Annotated in this window: 17 protein-coding genes; 6 read left to right on the plus strand and 11 right to left on the minus strand. The window is 68.3% G+C overall.

All coding sequences use genetic code 11. From position 1 onward, the window contains the following. Positions 1-77: 77 nt before the first annotated feature. Positions 78-506 (minus strand): VOC family protein, encoded by a 429-nt coding sequence (locus tag ACFCV3_RS14545; RefSeq protein ID WP_376030260.1) that lies wholly within the window; start codon positions 504-506, stop codon positions 78-80. Continuing rightward, positions 503-967: a helix-turn-helix transcriptional regulator gene (locus ACFCV3_RS14550; protein ID WP_376030262.1), complete on the minus strand. Its 465-nt coding sequence runs from the start codon at positions 965-967 to the stop codon at positions 503-505. Before ACFCV3_RS14550 ends, ACFCV3_RS14545 begins: the two co-directional genes overlap by 4 nt. 71 nt (positions 968-1,038) lie before the next feature. Between ACFCV3_RS14550 and ACFCV3_RS14555 the strand changes: the two genes are divergently transcribed. The 3 genes from ACFCV3_RS14555 to ACFCV3_RS14565 are packed head-to-tail and all read left to right on the plus strand — an operon-like array spanning position 1,039 to position 3,186. Further along, complete coding sequence (locus tag ACFCV3_RS14555; protein ID WP_376030264.1) at positions 1,039-1,710, plus strand: class I SAM-dependent methyltransferase; 672 nt, start codon at positions 1,039-1,041, stop codon at positions 1,708-1,710. A gap of 40 nt (positions 1,711-1,750) precedes the next feature. Then, positions 1,751-2,347, plus strand: coding sequence for an RNA polymerase sigma factor (locus ACFCV3_RS14560; protein ID WP_376030265.1), 597 nt, complete (start codon positions 1,751-1,753; stop codon positions 2,345-2,347). Then, positions 2,344-3,186: a hypothetical protein gene (locus tag ACFCV3_RS14565; protein WP_376030267.1), complete on the plus strand. Its 843-nt coding sequence runs from the start codon at positions 2,344-2,346 to the stop codon at positions 3,184-3,186. The genes ACFCV3_RS14560 and ACFCV3_RS14565 overlap by 4 nt, the downstream gene beginning before the upstream one ends. A 60-nt stretch (positions 3,187-3,246) precedes the next feature. Here ACFCV3_RS14565 and ACFCV3_RS14570 read toward each other — a convergent pair whose 3' ends face one another. The 5 genes from ACFCV3_RS14570 to ACFCV3_RS14590 all read right to left on the minus strand — a co-directional run bounded on the left by ACFCV3_RS14570 (position 3,247) and on the right by ACFCV3_RS14590 (position 9,162). Next, positions 3,247-4,200, minus strand: a complete 954-nt coding sequence (locus ACFCV3_RS14570; RefSeq protein WP_376030268.1) for a glycoside hydrolase family 19 protein — start codon at positions 4,198-4,200, stop codon at positions 3,247-3,249. 105 nt (positions 4,201-4,305) lie between these two features. After that, positions 4,306-5,253, minus strand: coding sequence for a glycoside hydrolase family 19 protein (locus ACFCV3_RS14575; protein WP_376030270.1), 948 nt, complete (start codon positions 5,251-5,253; stop codon positions 4,306-4,308). Between the two features lie 102 nt (positions 5,254-5,355). Then, on the minus strand, positions 5,356-7,134 hold the full coding sequence (aspS, locus tag ACFCV3_RS14580; protein WP_376030271.1) for an aspartate--tRNA ligase: 1,779 nt from the start codon (positions 7,132-7,134) through the stop codon (positions 5,356-5,358). Continuing rightward, a complete protein-coding gene (gene hisS, locus ACFCV3_RS14585; RefSeq protein WP_376030273.1) occupies positions 7,131-8,459 on the minus strand; it encodes a histidine--tRNA ligase in 1,329 nt (442 codons plus the stop codon). The genes aspS and hisS overlap by 4 nt, the downstream gene beginning before the upstream one ends. A gap of 13 nt (positions 8,460-8,472) precedes the next feature. Then, a complete protein-coding gene (locus ACFCV3_RS14590) occupies positions 8,473-9,162 on the minus strand; it encodes an MBL fold metallo-hydrolase (RefSeq protein ID WP_376030275.1) in 690 nt (229 codons plus the stop codon). A gap of 237 nt (positions 9,163-9,399) precedes the next feature. On the opposite strand from ACFCV3_RS14590, the gene ACFCV3_RS14595 reads away from it, so the two are divergent. Next, positions 9,400-10,626 carry a DUF349 domain-containing protein gene (locus ACFCV3_RS14595; RefSeq protein WP_376030277.1) on the plus strand — a complete coding sequence of 409 codons (1,227 nt, stop codon included), beginning with the start codon at positions 9,400-9,402 and terminating at the stop codon, positions 10,624-10,626. A gap of 50 nt (positions 10,627-10,676) precedes the next feature. Beyond that, a complete protein-coding gene (locus ACFCV3_RS14600; RefSeq protein WP_376030278.1) occupies positions 10,677-11,528 on the plus strand; it encodes an endonuclease domain-containing protein in 852 nt (283 codons plus the stop codon). Here the strand turns inward: ACFCV3_RS14600 and ACFCV3_RS14605 are convergent. From ACFCV3_RS14605 to ACFCV3_RS14615, 3 genes are read right to left on the minus strand one after another with little or no spacing between them, the layout of a single operon-like run. After that, positions 11,475-11,990, minus strand: a complete 516-nt coding sequence (locus ACFCV3_RS14605) for a GNAT family N-acetyltransferase (RefSeq protein ID WP_376030279.1) — start codon at positions 11,988-11,990, stop codon at positions 11,475-11,477. The genes ACFCV3_RS14600 and ACFCV3_RS14605 overlap by 54 nt on opposite strands. Positions 11,991-12,008: 18 nt before the next feature. Continuing rightward, a complete protein-coding gene (locus ACFCV3_RS14610) occupies positions 12,009-12,764 on the minus strand; it encodes a hypothetical protein (RefSeq protein ID WP_376030281.1) in 756 nt (251 codons plus the stop codon). Between the two features lies 1 nt (position 12,765). After that, the gene (locus ACFCV3_RS14615) at positions 12,766-13,347 is read right to left on the minus strand and encodes a papain-like cysteine protease family protein (protein ID WP_376030283.1); all 582 of its coding nucleotides are present in this window, start codon (positions 13,345-13,347) and stop codon (positions 12,766-12,768) included. A gap of 165 nt (positions 13,348-13,512) precedes the next feature. On the opposite strand from ACFCV3_RS14615, the gene ACFCV3_RS14620 reads away from it, so the two are divergent. Then, complete coding sequence (locus ACFCV3_RS14620; protein WP_376030285.1) at positions 13,513-14,412, plus strand: hypothetical protein; 900 nt, start codon at positions 13,513-13,515, stop codon at positions 14,410-14,412. On the opposite strand, the gene ACFCV3_RS14625 is transcribed toward ACFCV3_RS14620, so the two are convergent. After that, positions 14,409-15,296 carry a hypothetical protein gene (locus ACFCV3_RS14625; protein ID WP_376030287.1) on the minus strand — a complete coding sequence of 296 codons (888 nt, stop codon included), beginning with the start codon at positions 15,294-15,296 and terminating at the stop codon, positions 14,409-14,411. The two genes, ACFCV3_RS14620 and ACFCV3_RS14625, sit on opposite strands and share 4 nt — an antisense overlap. Positions 15,297-15,318: the final 22 nt, after the last annotated feature.

Genomic DNA, 15,318 nt, shown 5'->3' on the forward strand with positions numbered 1-15,318 from the left:
CGTTTGTACCAAATGTATTGATACAAACAAGTGGCTGTCAAGCCGGCTCTGCAGGCTGCGGAGCACGCCGGCGGGTACTAGGCAAAGTCGCTCGGGGAGTACGGGCGTTGTTCGACCAGGACGAGCCAGTTGCCGGAGTTGTCGCGGAGGACGGCTTCGACGCCGTACGGGCGGTCGGAGGGTTCCTGGATGTGGTCTACGCCTTTGGCTTTCAGGTCGGCGAAGGTTTTGTGGCAGTCGTCGGTGGCCAGGCCGACGCCGTGCATCATGCCTTTGGCCATGATGCGGCGGATGGCGTCGGCGGACTCGGGGTCCATGGGTGGGCCGGGGAGCATCAGGGCGAGTTCGAGTTCCGGGTGGTCGGCCTGGTGGACGGTGACCCAGCGGAAGTCTTCGCTGAGGGTGATGTCGTTCTTGAGGGTGAAGCCGAGTTTCTCGGTGTAGAACGCCTTGGCCTCGTCGATGTCGTGGACATAGACGGTGACCAGGTGCACGTTGGTGATCACGGTGTCTCCTCGTGGTTGGTGTCATCACGACGGTAGGTCCCGGCGGGCGGTGGTTGCTTCTCCGGAATTGCGGAGTCGAGGCCGAGCATGAACACGTAGCAGCCCGGGATCCGGGAACCGGCCTGGGTGCGCTGGTACGTCGTCGGTGGTACGCCGACGAGTTCGCGGAAACGGCGGGAGAAGGTGCCGAGGCTGGTGTAGCCGACCAGCTCGCAGACCTCGGTGACGGTCAGGTTGGTGGCGCGTAACAGGTCTGCCGCGCGTTCGATCCGGCGGCGGGTGACGTACTGCATGGGTGTCTCGCCGTACTCGGCGGCGAAACAGCGCAGGAAGTGGTACTTCGAGACGCCGGCGGCCGCGGCCAGTGCGGCCAGGTCGAGGGGTTCGGCATAGTTGCGGTCGGCAACGTCCCGGGCGCGGCGCAGGTGCGCGAGCAGCTCGATCGGTACGCCGTGGGCCATCTGCCGAGCGTAGTACTTTCGGCGTCGACCGAAAGAGTGGCCGCTTTGGCGGGGGTTGGAAGACTTGAAGTATGAGAGTCGGACAAGGTGGCAGCGGACCAGGCCCACAGACGCCGGACGGCAGCGCGATCGAGATGTACGAGCTGGCGGAGGCGCACGGCGAGGACGAACTCATCGACAACGCGATCGATCCGAAGAGCAGCATTCTCGAGCTGGGCTGCGGGACCGGGCGCATCACCAAGCCGTTGCTGGCCCGCGGTCACGAGGTTGTGGCGGTCGACGAGTCGGCCGGGATGATCGCCCGGATCACCGAGACCGAGACGATCCAGTCGACCATCGGCGAGCTGCGGCTCGGCCGGCGGTTCGATGTCGTCCTGATGATGTCCTATCTGATCAACGTCGCCGACGACGCAGAGCGGCTGCGGTTGCTCCGGACCTGCGCGCACCACGTTCGCCCGGACGGCTCGGTGCTGATCCAGCAGCAGCTGCCTACTCAACTCGCCGAGCCTGTCGTACTGGTGAGTGAGCGCGGCCGGATGGAGATCTCCGAGGTCGAGCACCTGCCCGGCAACAAGGTTGCTGCCACGCTGACGCACACCCGCAACGGCCGGACGTGGTCGCAGCGGGTACTGACTCAGAACCTCACCGAACAGCAGCTGGCCGGTCAGTTCACCGAGGCCGGGTTGCGACTGGCGGAGTACCTCACACCGGACACCAGCTGGGTGCGCGCCCGCCCGATCTAACCGGTGGCAACCACACCCCGAGCTGTGGACCCTGATGGGTATGACGACGATTTCGCGGCAGGTCGATCGCCCTCCGCCGGAGACCGGGGACGACGATCTCTGGGACGCCCTGCGCCGCCAGGAACCGGAGGCGCTGGGCGAGCTGTTCACCCGGTACGCCGCAGCCGTGCACGCGTACGCGGTCCGGCATACGGGCTCCTACGCGTACGCCGATGACGCCGTACAGGCGACGTTTGTGACCGCCTGGAAGCAGTTCGGCCGCACCGACGTCGGACCGCTGCAGCACGGTACGGCGAAGCCCTGGCTGCTGGCGATCGCCCGCAACGAGCTGCGCAACAGCGTCCGCTCCAGACGGCGGCTGGCACAGTTCCTGCTCCGCCAACCAGCGCCCCTGGACCACCCGGACCACTCCGAGGCGGTCGCTGCGCGCGTCGACTCCGAGAAACACATCCAGGCCGTTCGGGCAGCCCTGTCTGCCCTTCCGGCCCACGAGCGCGAGACCGTCGAGCTCGTCTATTGGGCAGAGCTGACGCTCGCCGAAGCCGCGGCGGTCCTGGGGGTCGCCGAAGGCACCGTCAAGGCCCGCCTCTCCCGGGCCCGCCGCCGCCTGCCCGCCCTGCTGGAGGACCCCCGATGAACCTCACCACACCCCCACCGGTCGAACAACTCGACCCCGGGTACGCCGCAGACGTGAAGCACGACCTGGTCCGCAAGGCTCGTCAGTCCCGCAAACGCCGGACGCAGTCCTGGACCCCGATCCTCGCCGCCGCCTGCGCCTGCGCGTTGATCACCACCGGAGTCTTCTACCTGGGCCACACCGGCGGCGGACAGCCGGAACCGGCAGGTCCGACCAGGCCGGCCAGGCCGGCCAAGGTCAGCCAGGTACCCGCCAAGGCGTCCGCGATCGAGTCCACCGATCTCGGTCCGGCCAGCGACAGTGAGGCCCGGGCAGCCGCGCGTCAGTGCCTGACCCCGCAGATCGACGCCCACGGGAACTCCCCCGCCTGGCTCGATCCGGTGGACGTAGACACCGCGACGATCCGCTCTGCGCGCTGGGTCAAGGACCCGGCATCACCCGGCGGGCGGCACATGGTGCTGTCTTTCGAGAGCACCATCAGCTCGATGGCCTTCCACTGCTTGAACGGCCTGATGACCTGGTGGGACGGCAGCGGCGGCTTCTACAACGAGACGGAACCGGTGACCGGCACCTGGAGTCCGTCGTACCGGGGCGATGGACCGGAGATCACAGCCGTCGTCGAGTACCAGTTCCGTGCCGCGGACGAGGTCGACCACGTGCAGCTCCGGATCCGGGGAGTCAACGGGGCATCAGCCTGGTACTCGATGAGGGTGGCCGACAACATGGGCTATCTCGTCGGAGAGCTGTCAGGGGTGCCGAAGGACAACACCCGGCTGGAGGTCGACGCTCGAGCCTTCGACAAGGACGGGAAGCAGGTCTGGTCGAAGTTGTACGGCTGAGCGACACGATCCGGCCGGGCCCTCGGGGGGTCCGGCCGGGTCGTGGGGTGGTTCGGTGGGTCAGCCGCGGGTGCCGTTGGCTTCCTTGGCCAGGGCGTCGAACTGGGCGCGGGTGAGCCTGGTGGTGTCCTCGGCCATCTTGCCGGTGCGGCTGCAGTTCACCGCGGGGGCCGGTTGGCCGGACAGGTAGGCGATGGCGGTGCGGAAGGTTTCGCAGCGGCGGCCGTCCTCGTCGCCGGCCGGGTAGCCGATCGCGGCGTTGACTCGGCCCATCTTGAGCTGGTCGGCGTACGGGTTGATGTTGCGCGCGACGGTCCAGTACCAGCGGGCGATCTGGGCGCTGTACCGGATGTCGCGAGCCAGCTCCGGGTTGTTGATCAGGTCGATACCGAGCCACTGGCCGGCCGGGCGGTAGTTGAAGTCACCGGTGAGCTGGATGTAGCCGCGGCCGCCGTACGGGCGGGTGTCGCCGATCTCGCGGATGTTGTACTCCAGCCGCGACTCGTGCACCAACGTCGCCAGGAACGCGGCCTTGCGATACACCGTGTTGACCTGCGCGTCCCGCATCGCCTGGTTCAGCGACGGCAGGCCCTCCTGCACGATCGTCGGGTTTGCGATCCGCGAACCGAACATGGCCTGGACGTCGGCCAGCGTGATGTCACCGGTCGGCGGGTCCGGGTCGACACCACATTCGTCGACGCCGGGCAGCTTGTCCTCGGGGATCGCGACGAACACGACCGATACGTACCCGCCGAGTGCGGGGACATGTGCCCACCACTCGCTGGTGCCTTCCGAGGTGGTGACGCGGTCGCCCCGCTTCTGGCAGTCGACGTCGATCTGGGTCGGCCCGGGCAGCGTCCGGACGATGGCTGCGGACAGGTAGGCGTCGGCGCGGACGTTCACGCCGCTGCCGTAGGTGGAGAAGACGGCCGCGTACGCCGGGGTCGCGGCGACCAGACCGGCCATCACGATGACGAGACCGGCGAGCAGAGTGCTGAGACGGCGAAGAACCATAGGGAGCTCCTGGGGCGGAATCCGGTGAAATGTTTCCTGTGAGTCACACGCCACAGTGACTTTTCACCAGATCCCGCCTGGTCTCAACCCTTTCGACCCTGCTGATCAGCCCACGGTGCCGGGCGCTCCCGGGACCCTGGCCAGCGCGTCGAACTGGGCGCGGGTGAGCCTGGTGGTGTCGCCGGACATCTTCGCCGTCCGGCTGCAGTTCACCGCGGGAGCCGGCTGGCCGGACAGGTAGGTGATCGCGGTGCGGAAGGTTTCACACCGCCGCTGGTCCTCGGTGCCGACCGGGTAGCCGATCGCGGCGTTGACCCGGCCCATCTTCAGCTGGTCGGCATACGGGTTGATGTTGCGCGCGACAGTCCAGTACCAGCGAGCGATCTGCGCGCTGTAGCGAATATCGCGAGCCAACTCCGGGTTGTTGATCAAGTCGATACCGAGCCACTGGCCGGCCGGGCGGTAGTTGAAGTCACCGGTGAGCTGGATGTAGCCGCGGCCGCCATACAGCCGGGTGTCACCGATCTCGCGGATGTTGTACTCCAGCCGCGACTCGTGCACCAACGTCGCCAGGAACGCGGCCTTGCGATACACCGTGTTGACCTGCGCGTCCCGCATCGCCTGGTTGAGCGACGGCAGCCCGGTCTGGACGAGCGACGGGTTCGCGATCCGCGAACCGAACATGGCCTGTACGTCGGCCAGTGTCACGTCACCGGTCTGCGGCGGATCCTGCGGGCAGTCCGGTACGCCGGGAAGCTTCGTGCCCGGGGTGTCGAGGTACGCGACCGTGGCGTAGCCGCCATGAGCCGGCAGACGGGCCCACCAGGTCGTCGTCCGGGAGCCGACCGTGACGGAGTCACCGGACTTCTGGCAGTCGACCTCGACCGACGTCGGCCCGGCCAGCACCTTGACCACGGCGGCCGACAGATAGGCGTCGGCCCGGATGTTCAGATTGGTCGCTGTGGTCTGGAAGGGGGCCGCGTACGCCGGAACGGTGATGGCGAAACTGCCGGCGGCGACAGCGACAACAGACGCGAGAACGCGTTTGAGCATGGCAACTCCTGGGCGGTAGGAGGGGCGAGGTGCGGCGACCACCGGTCACCGCACCGCCACCTTCGCACCGCCGTACGCGGGTTGCTCAAGTACGCAACAGCGTCAGGCCTTCTTCTCCGCGGAGGGCTTGAAGTCCACGCCCGCTTCCTTGCGCTGGGCCGGGGTGATCGGCGCCGGGGCCGCGGTCAGCGGGTCGAACCCACCGCCGGACTTCGGGAACGCGATCACGTCGCGGATCGACTCGGTACCGGCGAGCAGCGCGGTGATCCGGTCCCAGCCGAACGCGATCCCGCCGTGCGGCGGCGCGCCGAACTTGAACGCGTCGAGCAGGAAGCCGAACTTCTCGGTCGCCTCCTCATCCGTCAGGCCCATCACCTTGAAGACACGCTTCTGGATGTCCTCGCGGTGGATACGGATCGACCCGCCGCCGATCTCGTTGCCGTTGCAGACGATGTCGTAGGCGTAGGCCAGCGCGTTGCCCGGGTCGGTGTCGAACGTCTCCAGCGAGTCCGGCTTCGGCGATGTGAAGGCGTGGTGCACAGCCGTCCACGCACCCGAACCCACTGCGACGTCACCGGCAGCGGTCGCGTCGTCGGCCGGCTCGAACAGCGGCGCGTCGACGACCCACAGGAACGACCAGGCCGACTCGTCGATCAGGCCACCGCGGCGGCCGATCTCCAACCGGGCCGCACCCAGCAACGCCCGCGAGGTCTTGATCGGACCGGCAGCGAAGAAGATGCAGTCGCCCGGCTTCGCACCGACGTGGTCGGCCAGTCCCGCACGCTCTTGTTCGGACAGGTTCTTGGCGACCGGACCGCCGAGCTCACCGTCCTGGCCGACGAGCACATAGGCCAGTCCGCGAGCGCCACGCTGCTTCGCCCACTCCTGCCACGCGTCCAGCTGCTTGCGCGGCTGGTCCGCACCGCCCGGCATCACGACCGCACCGACGTACGGCGCCTGGAAGACCCGGAACGGGGTGTCCTTGAAGTACTCGGTGCACTCGACGAGCTCGAGGCCCATCCGCAGGTCGGGCTTGTCGGAACCGAACCGCGCCATCGCCTCGGCATAGGTCATCCGCGGGATCGGGGTCTGGACGTCGTACCCGATCAGCTTCCAGAGCGCGGCCAGCACCTCTTCGGCCAGCGCGATCACGTCGTCCTGGTCGACGAAGCTCATCTCGATGTCGAGCTGGGTGAACTCCGGCTGCCGGTCGGCGCGGAAGTCCTCGTCGCGGTAGCAGCGCGCGATCTGGTAGTACCGCTCCATGCCGGCCACCATCAGCAGCTGCTTGAACAGCTGCGGCGACTGCGGAAGCGCGTACCACGAGCCGGGCTGCAGGCGGGCCGGGACCAGGAAGTCGCGGGCACCTTCCGGCGTCGACTTGGTCAGCGTCGGCGTCTCGATCTCGACGAAATCATGCTGCGCGAGCACGTCGCGGGCGGCCTTGTTGACCTGGCTGCGCAGCCGGAGCGCCGCACCCGGGCCCTGGCGGCGCAGGTCGAGGTAGCGGTACTTGAGCCGGACCTCTTCGTTCACCGGGGTCGCGTGGTGCTCCTCGACCGGGAACGGCAGCGGGTCGGCCGAGTTCAGCACCTCGACCTCGGTCGCGATGACCTCGATCTCACCGGTCGGCAGGTTCGGGTTCGCGTTGCCCTCCGGGCGCGCGTTCACCTCGCCGACGATCTTCAGGCAGAACTCGGCACGCAGCGGGTGCGCGACCTCCTCGTCGCGGATGACGACCTGGACCGTGCCGCTGGAATCGCGCAGGTCGATGAACGCCACGCCGCCGTGATCACGCCGCCGCGCCACCCAGCCGGCCAGCGTGACGGTCTGCCCGGCGTGCTCGGCACGCAACGAGCCTGCGGAATGGGTACGGATCACGAGTTCTCCTGAGTGTTGATTTTCGGTCGTACGTCGGCTGCCGGCGGCGCCCAGGTGGCTGGGTCGACCGCCACCTGCTCACCGCTGCGAATGTCCTTGATCTCCGGTCCGTTCTCGGTGCTGAAGAGCACGAACGGAATCCCGCGCCGGTCCGCGAACTTGATCTGCTTCCCGAACTTCGCCGCCGCGGGTGCGACCTCGACCGGGATCCCCCGGCCCCGCAACTGTGCCGCGGTCCGCATCGCCTCGGCCCGGTCCTCTTCCGCGTTCAACGCGACCAGTACGGCGGTCGGCGTACTGCGGCTGCCCTTCAGCAGTCCCTGCGACACCAGCCGGTGCACCAGTCGCGAGACACCGATGGAGATCCCGACACCCGGGTACGTCGTCTTGCCGTCCGACGCGAGTGCGTCGTACCGGCCGCCACCACCGACGGATCCGAACGACTCCTGGCCGACCAGGTAGATCTCGTAGACGGCGCCGGTGTAGTAGTCCAGACCACGGGCGATCCGCAGATCGGCCAGCAGCAGACCGGGTGCGTGCTCGGTCGCGGCGGCCATCACCTGGCTGAGCTGCTCGAGCCCCTCGTCCAGCGTCGGGTGCTCGACACCGAGCGCGCGCACCTGCTCAACGAACGACGTGTCGGTGCTGGAGATGTCAGCCAGCTGAACCGCCAGCCGGGCCTGCTTGTCCGTCGCACCGGACTCGACCAGGCGCTCGACCACCTTCTCCGGACCGATCTTGTCGATCTTGTCGACGATCCGGAGCACGGTGGTGACGTCGTCCAGGCCGAGACCGCGGTAGAAGCCCTCGGGGATCTTGCGGTTGTTCACCTTGATCACGAACTCGGGCACCGGCAGCTTGCGCAGCGCGTCCGCGATCACCAGCGGCAGCTCGACCTCGTAGTGGTTCGGCAGCTCACCGCTGTCGACGATGTCGATATCGGCCTGGGTGAACTCGCGGTACCGGCCCTCCTGCGGACGCTCACCGCGCCACACCTTCTGGATCTGGTAGCGGCGGAACGGGAAGGCGAGCTTGCCGCCGTGCTCCAGCACGTACCGCGCGAACGGGACGGTCAGGTCGAAGTGCAGACCGAGGGACGCGTCCTCGCCTTCGCCGGCCGCGAGCCGCCGTACGCCGTAGATCTCCTTGTCGGCGTCCTCGCCCTGGTTGGACAAGCGCTCGACCGGCTCCACCGCGCGGGTCTCGACCGACGCGAAGCCGTGCAGCTCGAACGTCTCCCGGATGGTGTCGAGGAACTCCAGCTCGACGATGCGATCTTGTGGGAGGAATTCCGGGAACCCGCTGAGCGGACTGATCTTGCTCACAGTTTGGCCTTACTCATGATTTCGGTATCTCCAGGTCCTGCAAGTAGGGGTTGGTCGCCTTTTCCCGGCCGATCGTGGTCTGGCCACCATGACCCGGCAGGACGACGATCTCGTCGCTCATCGGCAGGATCTTGGTGGCCAACGTATGCAGCATCGCCGGATGGTCGCCACCAGGCAGATCCGTCCGGCCGATCGACCCGGCGAACAACACGTCACCGGAGAACAGCACCGCCGGCACGTCTTCAGGACCCAGGTACGGCGTGGTGAAGGTGACCGACCCCCGCGTGTGGCCCGGGGTGTGGTCGACCGTGAAGTTCAGGCCGGCCAGCTCCAGCGACAGCCCGTCCTTGAGCTCGGCGACGTCGTCCGGCTCGGCGAACTCGTGCTTGCCGCCGAGCAGCATCGCCGCCGTCTCCCGGCTGATCCCGGCCATCGGGTCGGCCAGCAGGTGCCGGTCGTCCGGGTGGATCCAGGCCGTGGCGTCGTACGTGCCGCAGACCGGCAGCACCGAGAACATGTGGTCGATGTGACCGTGTGTCAGCAGCACGGCGACCGGCTTCAGCTTGTTCTCCCGGACCACCTGCTCGACCGCGGCGGTCGCGTCCTGGCCCGGGTCGATGACGATGCATTCCGCGCCCTGGCCGGTGGCGACGACGTAGCAGTTCGTACCCCACGATCCCGCGGGGAACCCGGCGATGAGCACGACAGACCTTCCTGGAAACACTGCTGGACCACCCAAGGCTACCGGTGCCCGGATGCCGAGTTCGAACCGGATTGTTAGGCAACAGCATTGCGTGACGGCCGAAGGTTTGTGATTGTTCAGGGATAAGCGCCGGGATCAGGTCCCGACGCGCCCGGCCGGGCCCTGTTCGCAGCCGTTGAACCAGGGGCCGACCAGAATGGGCACGAGCGCAGTACATACCGCCGGAAGGGGCGAGTTGTGGCCGGAGAGAGCTGGGGCCGGGTAGCCGAGGACGGGACCGTCTTCGTGAAGACGAAAGACGGTGAACGCGCGGTCGGCCAGTGGCCGGACGCGAAGCCGGAGGAGGCCCTCGCCTTCTACACCCGCCGGTACGACGCCTTGGCGTTCGAGGTGGAGCTGCTGGAGCAGCGCGTCCAGGCGGGCACCGTGTCCCCGGACGACGCCCGGGCGGCGGTGAAGAAGGTCAACAGCTCGCTCGAGGAGGCCCAGGCGGTCGGCGACCTGGACGGGCTCAAGGCCCGGCTCGAGGCGCTCACCCCGTTGCTCGCCGTCCAGCGCGAGAAGCGCAAGGCCGAGCGCGCCGCGAAGGTCGAGGAGGCCCGCTCCGCCAAGACCAAGATCGCCACCGAGGCCGAGACGATCGCCGCCGGCACCGACTGGCGGCACGGCGTCACCCGGCTGCGCGAGCTGCTCGACGAGTGGAAGGCCCTGCCCCGGCTCGACAAGGCCAGCGACGACGAGCTGTGGCACCGGTTCTCGTCCGCGCGGACGACGTACACACGGCACCGCAAGCAGCACTTCGCCGAGCTCTCGTCGAAGCGCGAGGAGGCCGCGACCGTCAAGGAGCGCCTGGCCGCCGAGGCCGAGACACTGTCCGCGAACACCGACTGGGGCCCCACCTCAGGCCGCTTCCGCGAGCTGATGCGCCAGTGGAAGGCCGCCGGCCCCGCGCCACGCGAGGTCGACGACAAGCTCTGGGCCCGCTTCCGCGCCGCCCAGGACACCTTCTTCGGCGCCCGCGACGCGATCCAGGCCGAGGAGAACGCCGAGCAGCTCCAGAACCTCGCCGCCAAGGAAGCCCTCCTGGTCGAGATCGAGGCGATCCTCCCCGTCACCGACGCCAAGACCGCCCGCGACCAGCTCCGCGACCTGCTCGACCGCTGGGACCAGATCGGCAAGATCCCGCGCGACTCCATGCGCCCCATCGACGCCCGCCTGCGCGCCGTCGAACAGGCCGTGAAGTCGGCCGAGGACGAAGTCTGGAACCGCAGCAACCCGGAGGCCCGCGCCCGCGCCGAAGCCACCGTCAAGCAGCTCCAGTCCCTGATCGCCGACCTCGAGAAGCAGGCCGCCAAACACGAGGCCCAAGGCAACACCCGCAAGGCCAACGAGGCCCGCGAAGCCATCGAAGCCCGCCGCGAGTGGCTCACCCAGGCCCAGAACGCCCTCACCGAGTTCAGCTGACCTGTGGATAACTCCCAACAGGATCCCCACACCTGGGTCATCCTGTTGGGATGTTCGAGTACGGCGCTCCGCACGTCTTCGCCGGCCGCCCCTTCACGCCTCGCCAGGTGCCGCGCAAGCTGAAATGGCTGCAGTCCGGCGGGCAGATCAGGCAGCTGGTGAAGGGCGTGTACGTCGACGTCCGCGTCCCCGACAGTCGGAAGCTCCGTGCGGAAGCCCTGCAGCTCGTGGTGCCTCCGGAGGCCACGGTCTGCGGGGCAATGGCCGCCTGGCTCCACGGCATCGAGTCGACCACGCTCGGCCCGGAGCCCCTGCTCGAGCCACACTGGACGTTCCAGCCACGACCAACGGTCGAGCTGCACGGTCTCAGGGTGACGTCGCCGGCGGCTACAGCGATCGAGCTCGCCCAGCGCCTGCCACGCCCGTTCGCGCTGTCCGCACTCGACGCACTACTGCACCGGCAGGTAGTCACTCTCGACGAGCTCCACGACAGCTCGATCGCCTACTTCGCGCACGACAGCAGGTCACCCGCCGCACTGCTGCTGCGCCTGGCCGATGGGCGAGCTGCGTCGCCTGGTGAGTCGTGGCTTCGGCTTCGCCTGTTCGACGCCGGCTTCCCGCGCCCCGAACTGCAGGTCCCGGTCGACCGGTATCGGCTCGACCTCGGCTACCCCGACCATCCGATCGACGGCCGCCGGCTCGGGCTGGAGTACGACAGCGACGCCTGGCACTCGTCGAACCGCCAGCAGATCCGCGACGCCACCCGCCGTACCGATCTCGAACGCATCGGCTGGCACATCATCCCGATCCGCCGCCCCGACATCTGGGGCTCCTACCCCGCCCTTGAGCTAACCGTCGGCGCCTTTCTCTGTCAGCACCCCCGACTCCCCCGCCGCTGGTAACTCGATCCAGTACCGGCGCGCATCACCGCGGATCCCCTCGAGCACGCCGCCGTTGCGCTCGATCGTCCGCAGCGAGCCCTCGTTGTCGGCGACGCAGACCAGCAGCACCCGCCCGATCCCCAGAGCGCGAGCCTCGTTCAGCATCTCGCCCAGCGCCCACGTCGCCAGCCCACGCCCCCGCGCTGACGGCCTCACGCCGTACCCGATGTGCCCGGTCGCCTCGTTCAGCTGATGCCGCAAAGCGATTCCGCCCTGCACCTGCCCGTCCTCCACAATCCACCGACACGTGGAGTCCTCAGCCTTGACCCGCTCGACCCACGCGGTGAACCCGGCAGGGGAATCGACCTCATCCCCTGCCGCGAGCCCGAAGCCGTCCTCGTGCAGCCCCGGGCCCCATTCCTCGTGCGCTTCCCACCAGGCGCCGTACAGATCAACAGTGGGTTCCACCAGAGCCAGAGTCACCGGCTCATTTTAGCTCTGTCAGGCGGTACGACGGCGGTGACGGATGAGAAAGGCAGTCGCGACCAGGAGAGCCAGACCGCCTGCTGTGACTGGGATTGTGAGGTTGCGAGTGGAAGTCGCGACGGTGGCGGGGGTGTCGTAGCCGCCGGCGGTGCCGTTGTCGTTGTACTGCGACCCGGGGAGCTTGTCGGCGTAGCGGGTTGCGACCAGATCTTGATAGGCAGCGACGGTGATGGGCGCCTTGCCGACGGAATTGATGGCGGAGTCGTTGAGCGGCCGGACCTGGTTGCCTGCAAGGGCGTACCAGGCGCCGATCTGCGGTTCGGTGAAGACGAGGGCGCCGCGGGCTGCCGTGAACATGCGGGCTTCCGTGTCACCGGTTGCCACGTTGACGGCTTGCCAGGTGCCCTTGGCGTCAGGGGCCGTGTACACGGTGAGGCGGTCGGTGCCGCGGGTTGCGGTGGTGGCCGCGTACCAGAAGGTGGCGACCGGCGCGGAGGCGTCGCGGACGAAGGCCGGGTTGAGGGCGTAGATCGGCCGGGCGTCACCAGATACAGCGACGCTCCCCGCCTTGGACCTGGATGCGGCGGTGGCCTTGGAGAGCAGGCCGAGGGCGGTCGGTGAACCGGCCGCGCTGGTTGCCTTGGACAACTCGCTCGCGGGGAGCGGCTGCGGGCCGGCGGCGTTCGCGAAGGCGGCGGTGGTCAGTGAGAGAGCCAGACCGGCAGCCAGTACGGCGGCCGCGCGGAACAGGAAGTGCTTGAGGCCGCCCATCTCAGGCTCCGATCCGGTAGAGCGAGTGCGTCCAGGTGAACTGCGAGTTGGACCGGTACCAGTTGTACGTCGAGAAGTTGTACCGCGGGTCGTCCGGCCACGGGTTGTAGTACTTGATGGTCGAGTCGGACGAGTCGTACCCGATGATGTCCATCATGTGCCCGCCACCCGAGCTCCAGCCGATCCGCGTCATCACCGGCCGGCCGGCGGCGATCTCGGTGACCAGGGTGCTGAAGCTCAGTGTCGACGAGACGTAGCTGCCGGAGCTGATCCCGATCGCACTGAAGGCGCGCTGGTCGTTGCCCAGCGTGGCCTGGTTGTTCGGGCAGGTCGCGTTCTGGCTGTAGCCGAACGCGAGGTTGCAGAACTGGTTCTGCGAATAGCTCTTGCCGTAGAAGGCCGCGATGCTGTTACCGGTCGCGGCCCAGCACCAGTTCGTCTTCTGCTGGGCCTGGCCGGTCACGTTCAGGTAGTAGCTACCGGGCGCGGCGGCGGCGACCGGCGCCAGCGGGACCAGCGTGGCGAGTCCCAGCATGGTTGCCAGCAGCAATGACCAGGAGCGGCGGGGGCGGAGCCTGCTCATGAACCCTCCTTGAGTGGGGTGTGGTGGCGTCAATGGTCAGGACGCTCCGCAGTCCCGGCAAGCGGTAACTCCCGGCCGGAAATCGGCTGTGAACAACCAAGGCGGCGTGAACAGCGCGTGACTGGGCAATTTCGCCGCGTACTGTGAACGTTTACACTGAGCCGCATGACCGGATCGTCGGTGCCCACCGTCACCCCGGACACCTCGTTCGCCGCCGCTCTCCGGCAGGCGATCGCCCATCGCGGCCTGGCACTGAACCGGATCCGCACCCATCTGGCCGACCGCGGCCTGCACGTCGGGATCGCCACCCTGAGCACCTGGCAGAGCGGCCGCCGGGTCCCCCGCGACGAATCGCTCGCCGTCATCATCGCGCTCGAGGAGCTCCTCCAAGTCCCACCCGGCTGGCTGACTGTCCGCATTCCGCCGGCCCGATCCGATCTGGTCGCATCCCACCGCCCGTACGCCGTCGTCGAGTACGCCGAGGCTCTCGGCCGACTGCTCGATCGGCTCCGCCGCGACGCCCACGGGCGCCTCCGTAACGTCACCATCTTCGAAGAGGTCCAGCACGGCCCCGATCGCGCCGTCCAGTACCGCCGCGTCACGCAGTGCGTGGTCGCGGTCCAGCCGGTCGACCGGATCATCGTCGCGCACCAGGGCGAGGCAGGGTGCGACGTCAGTCAGGTGAACGTCCACGGCCTCAGCGGCTGCCGGACCGGCCGGATCGCGCGTGCCCCCGAGGCCGGCGCTCTGCTCGCCGAGCTGCTGCTCGACCGCGTCCTCGCGACCGGCGAGACGGCGGTCGTCCACTACGAGATCGAGGATCTCACCGGCCTGCCGTCGTCGAACTACTACCGCTTCGACGAGTGGGGCGGCACGCACTACGTGCTGGAGGTCCAGTTCGACCGAGCCGCTCTCCCGGTGCGCGTGAACGAGTTCCGTCATCGGCATGCCGACGGCGCCGACGTACTGCGACAGGATCTGATGCTCACTCCGGACGGCCGCGCTCACCTGATCGAGCCGTCCACCGAACCCGGCCTGCTCGGCATCTCCTGGGAATGGGACTAGCTTCGGAAGCCTGCGTGGATGTGGTCGTGGTGGGTCTGGTCGGAGAAGAAGGCTGCGCCGGAGAGCACCACCGGACCGCCGACGTTGTGTGAGCCAACGCGTTCGGACGCCTTCATGTACGACGAGATCAGGCTGCGCGAGGTGGTCGGGGAAACGACTGCGTGGCCGTCGATCTGCCAGGTGTCGAACGCGCGGCCGCGGGGATGGTCGCTCGGCCGGTCGGTGCCGAACACGTTGATCGGGTGCCCGGAGCGGATCACGCTGACGCCGATCCGGTAGGTCTTCGCCAGCTCGAGCATCGCGGTCAGCACGCTGTCGCGGACCTGCCCGGACCGGACATCCGCAATCGATGCCGGTGGCAACAGAATCTGCTGGTTCGCCAGCACCTGCCGGGCCACCGCCGAGAGACTCGCCGCCGCCGGACCAGGGTTGGCCGGGTGGGTCGACGTCACCCGCCAGTTGTCGCCGGACCGGCTGAGCCGGACATCGACCGTCGTACCACCGGTCACGACCCGGCCACCGCTGATCGAATACACCCGGCACGGCACCAGCACACTCGCGCTGCTGCTCAGGATCCCGCCGTACTGGGCGTCGATCACCTCGACCACCGACTGGTTCTTCTGCAACTGCTCAACCACCGCAGCCACCGCGAGCCGCTTCACCTGCGGCGCCACCTCACTCGGCCCCGGCACCCACGGCCGCACGGACGGCAGCGCCGGAACAGACGGCGTGCTGGAAGAAGGCGGTGGTGTGCTGGAAGGCGGCGTACTGGATGGAGGCTGGGCAGAAGGCTGTGCAGAGTTGCCCGACGGACTGCAGCCAACCAGCAAGCCGGCACCGGCGATCAGCAGTCCGCGCCGCCCGAACTCACCCGAGGAGACCATGACTGCAGTCTCCCCGGCCGCA

It is taken from the genome of Kribbella sp. NPDC056345 (assembly GCF_042262745.1).
Taxonomy (GTDB): Bacteria; Actinomycetota; Actinomycetes; order Propionibacteriales; family Kribbellaceae; genus Kribbella.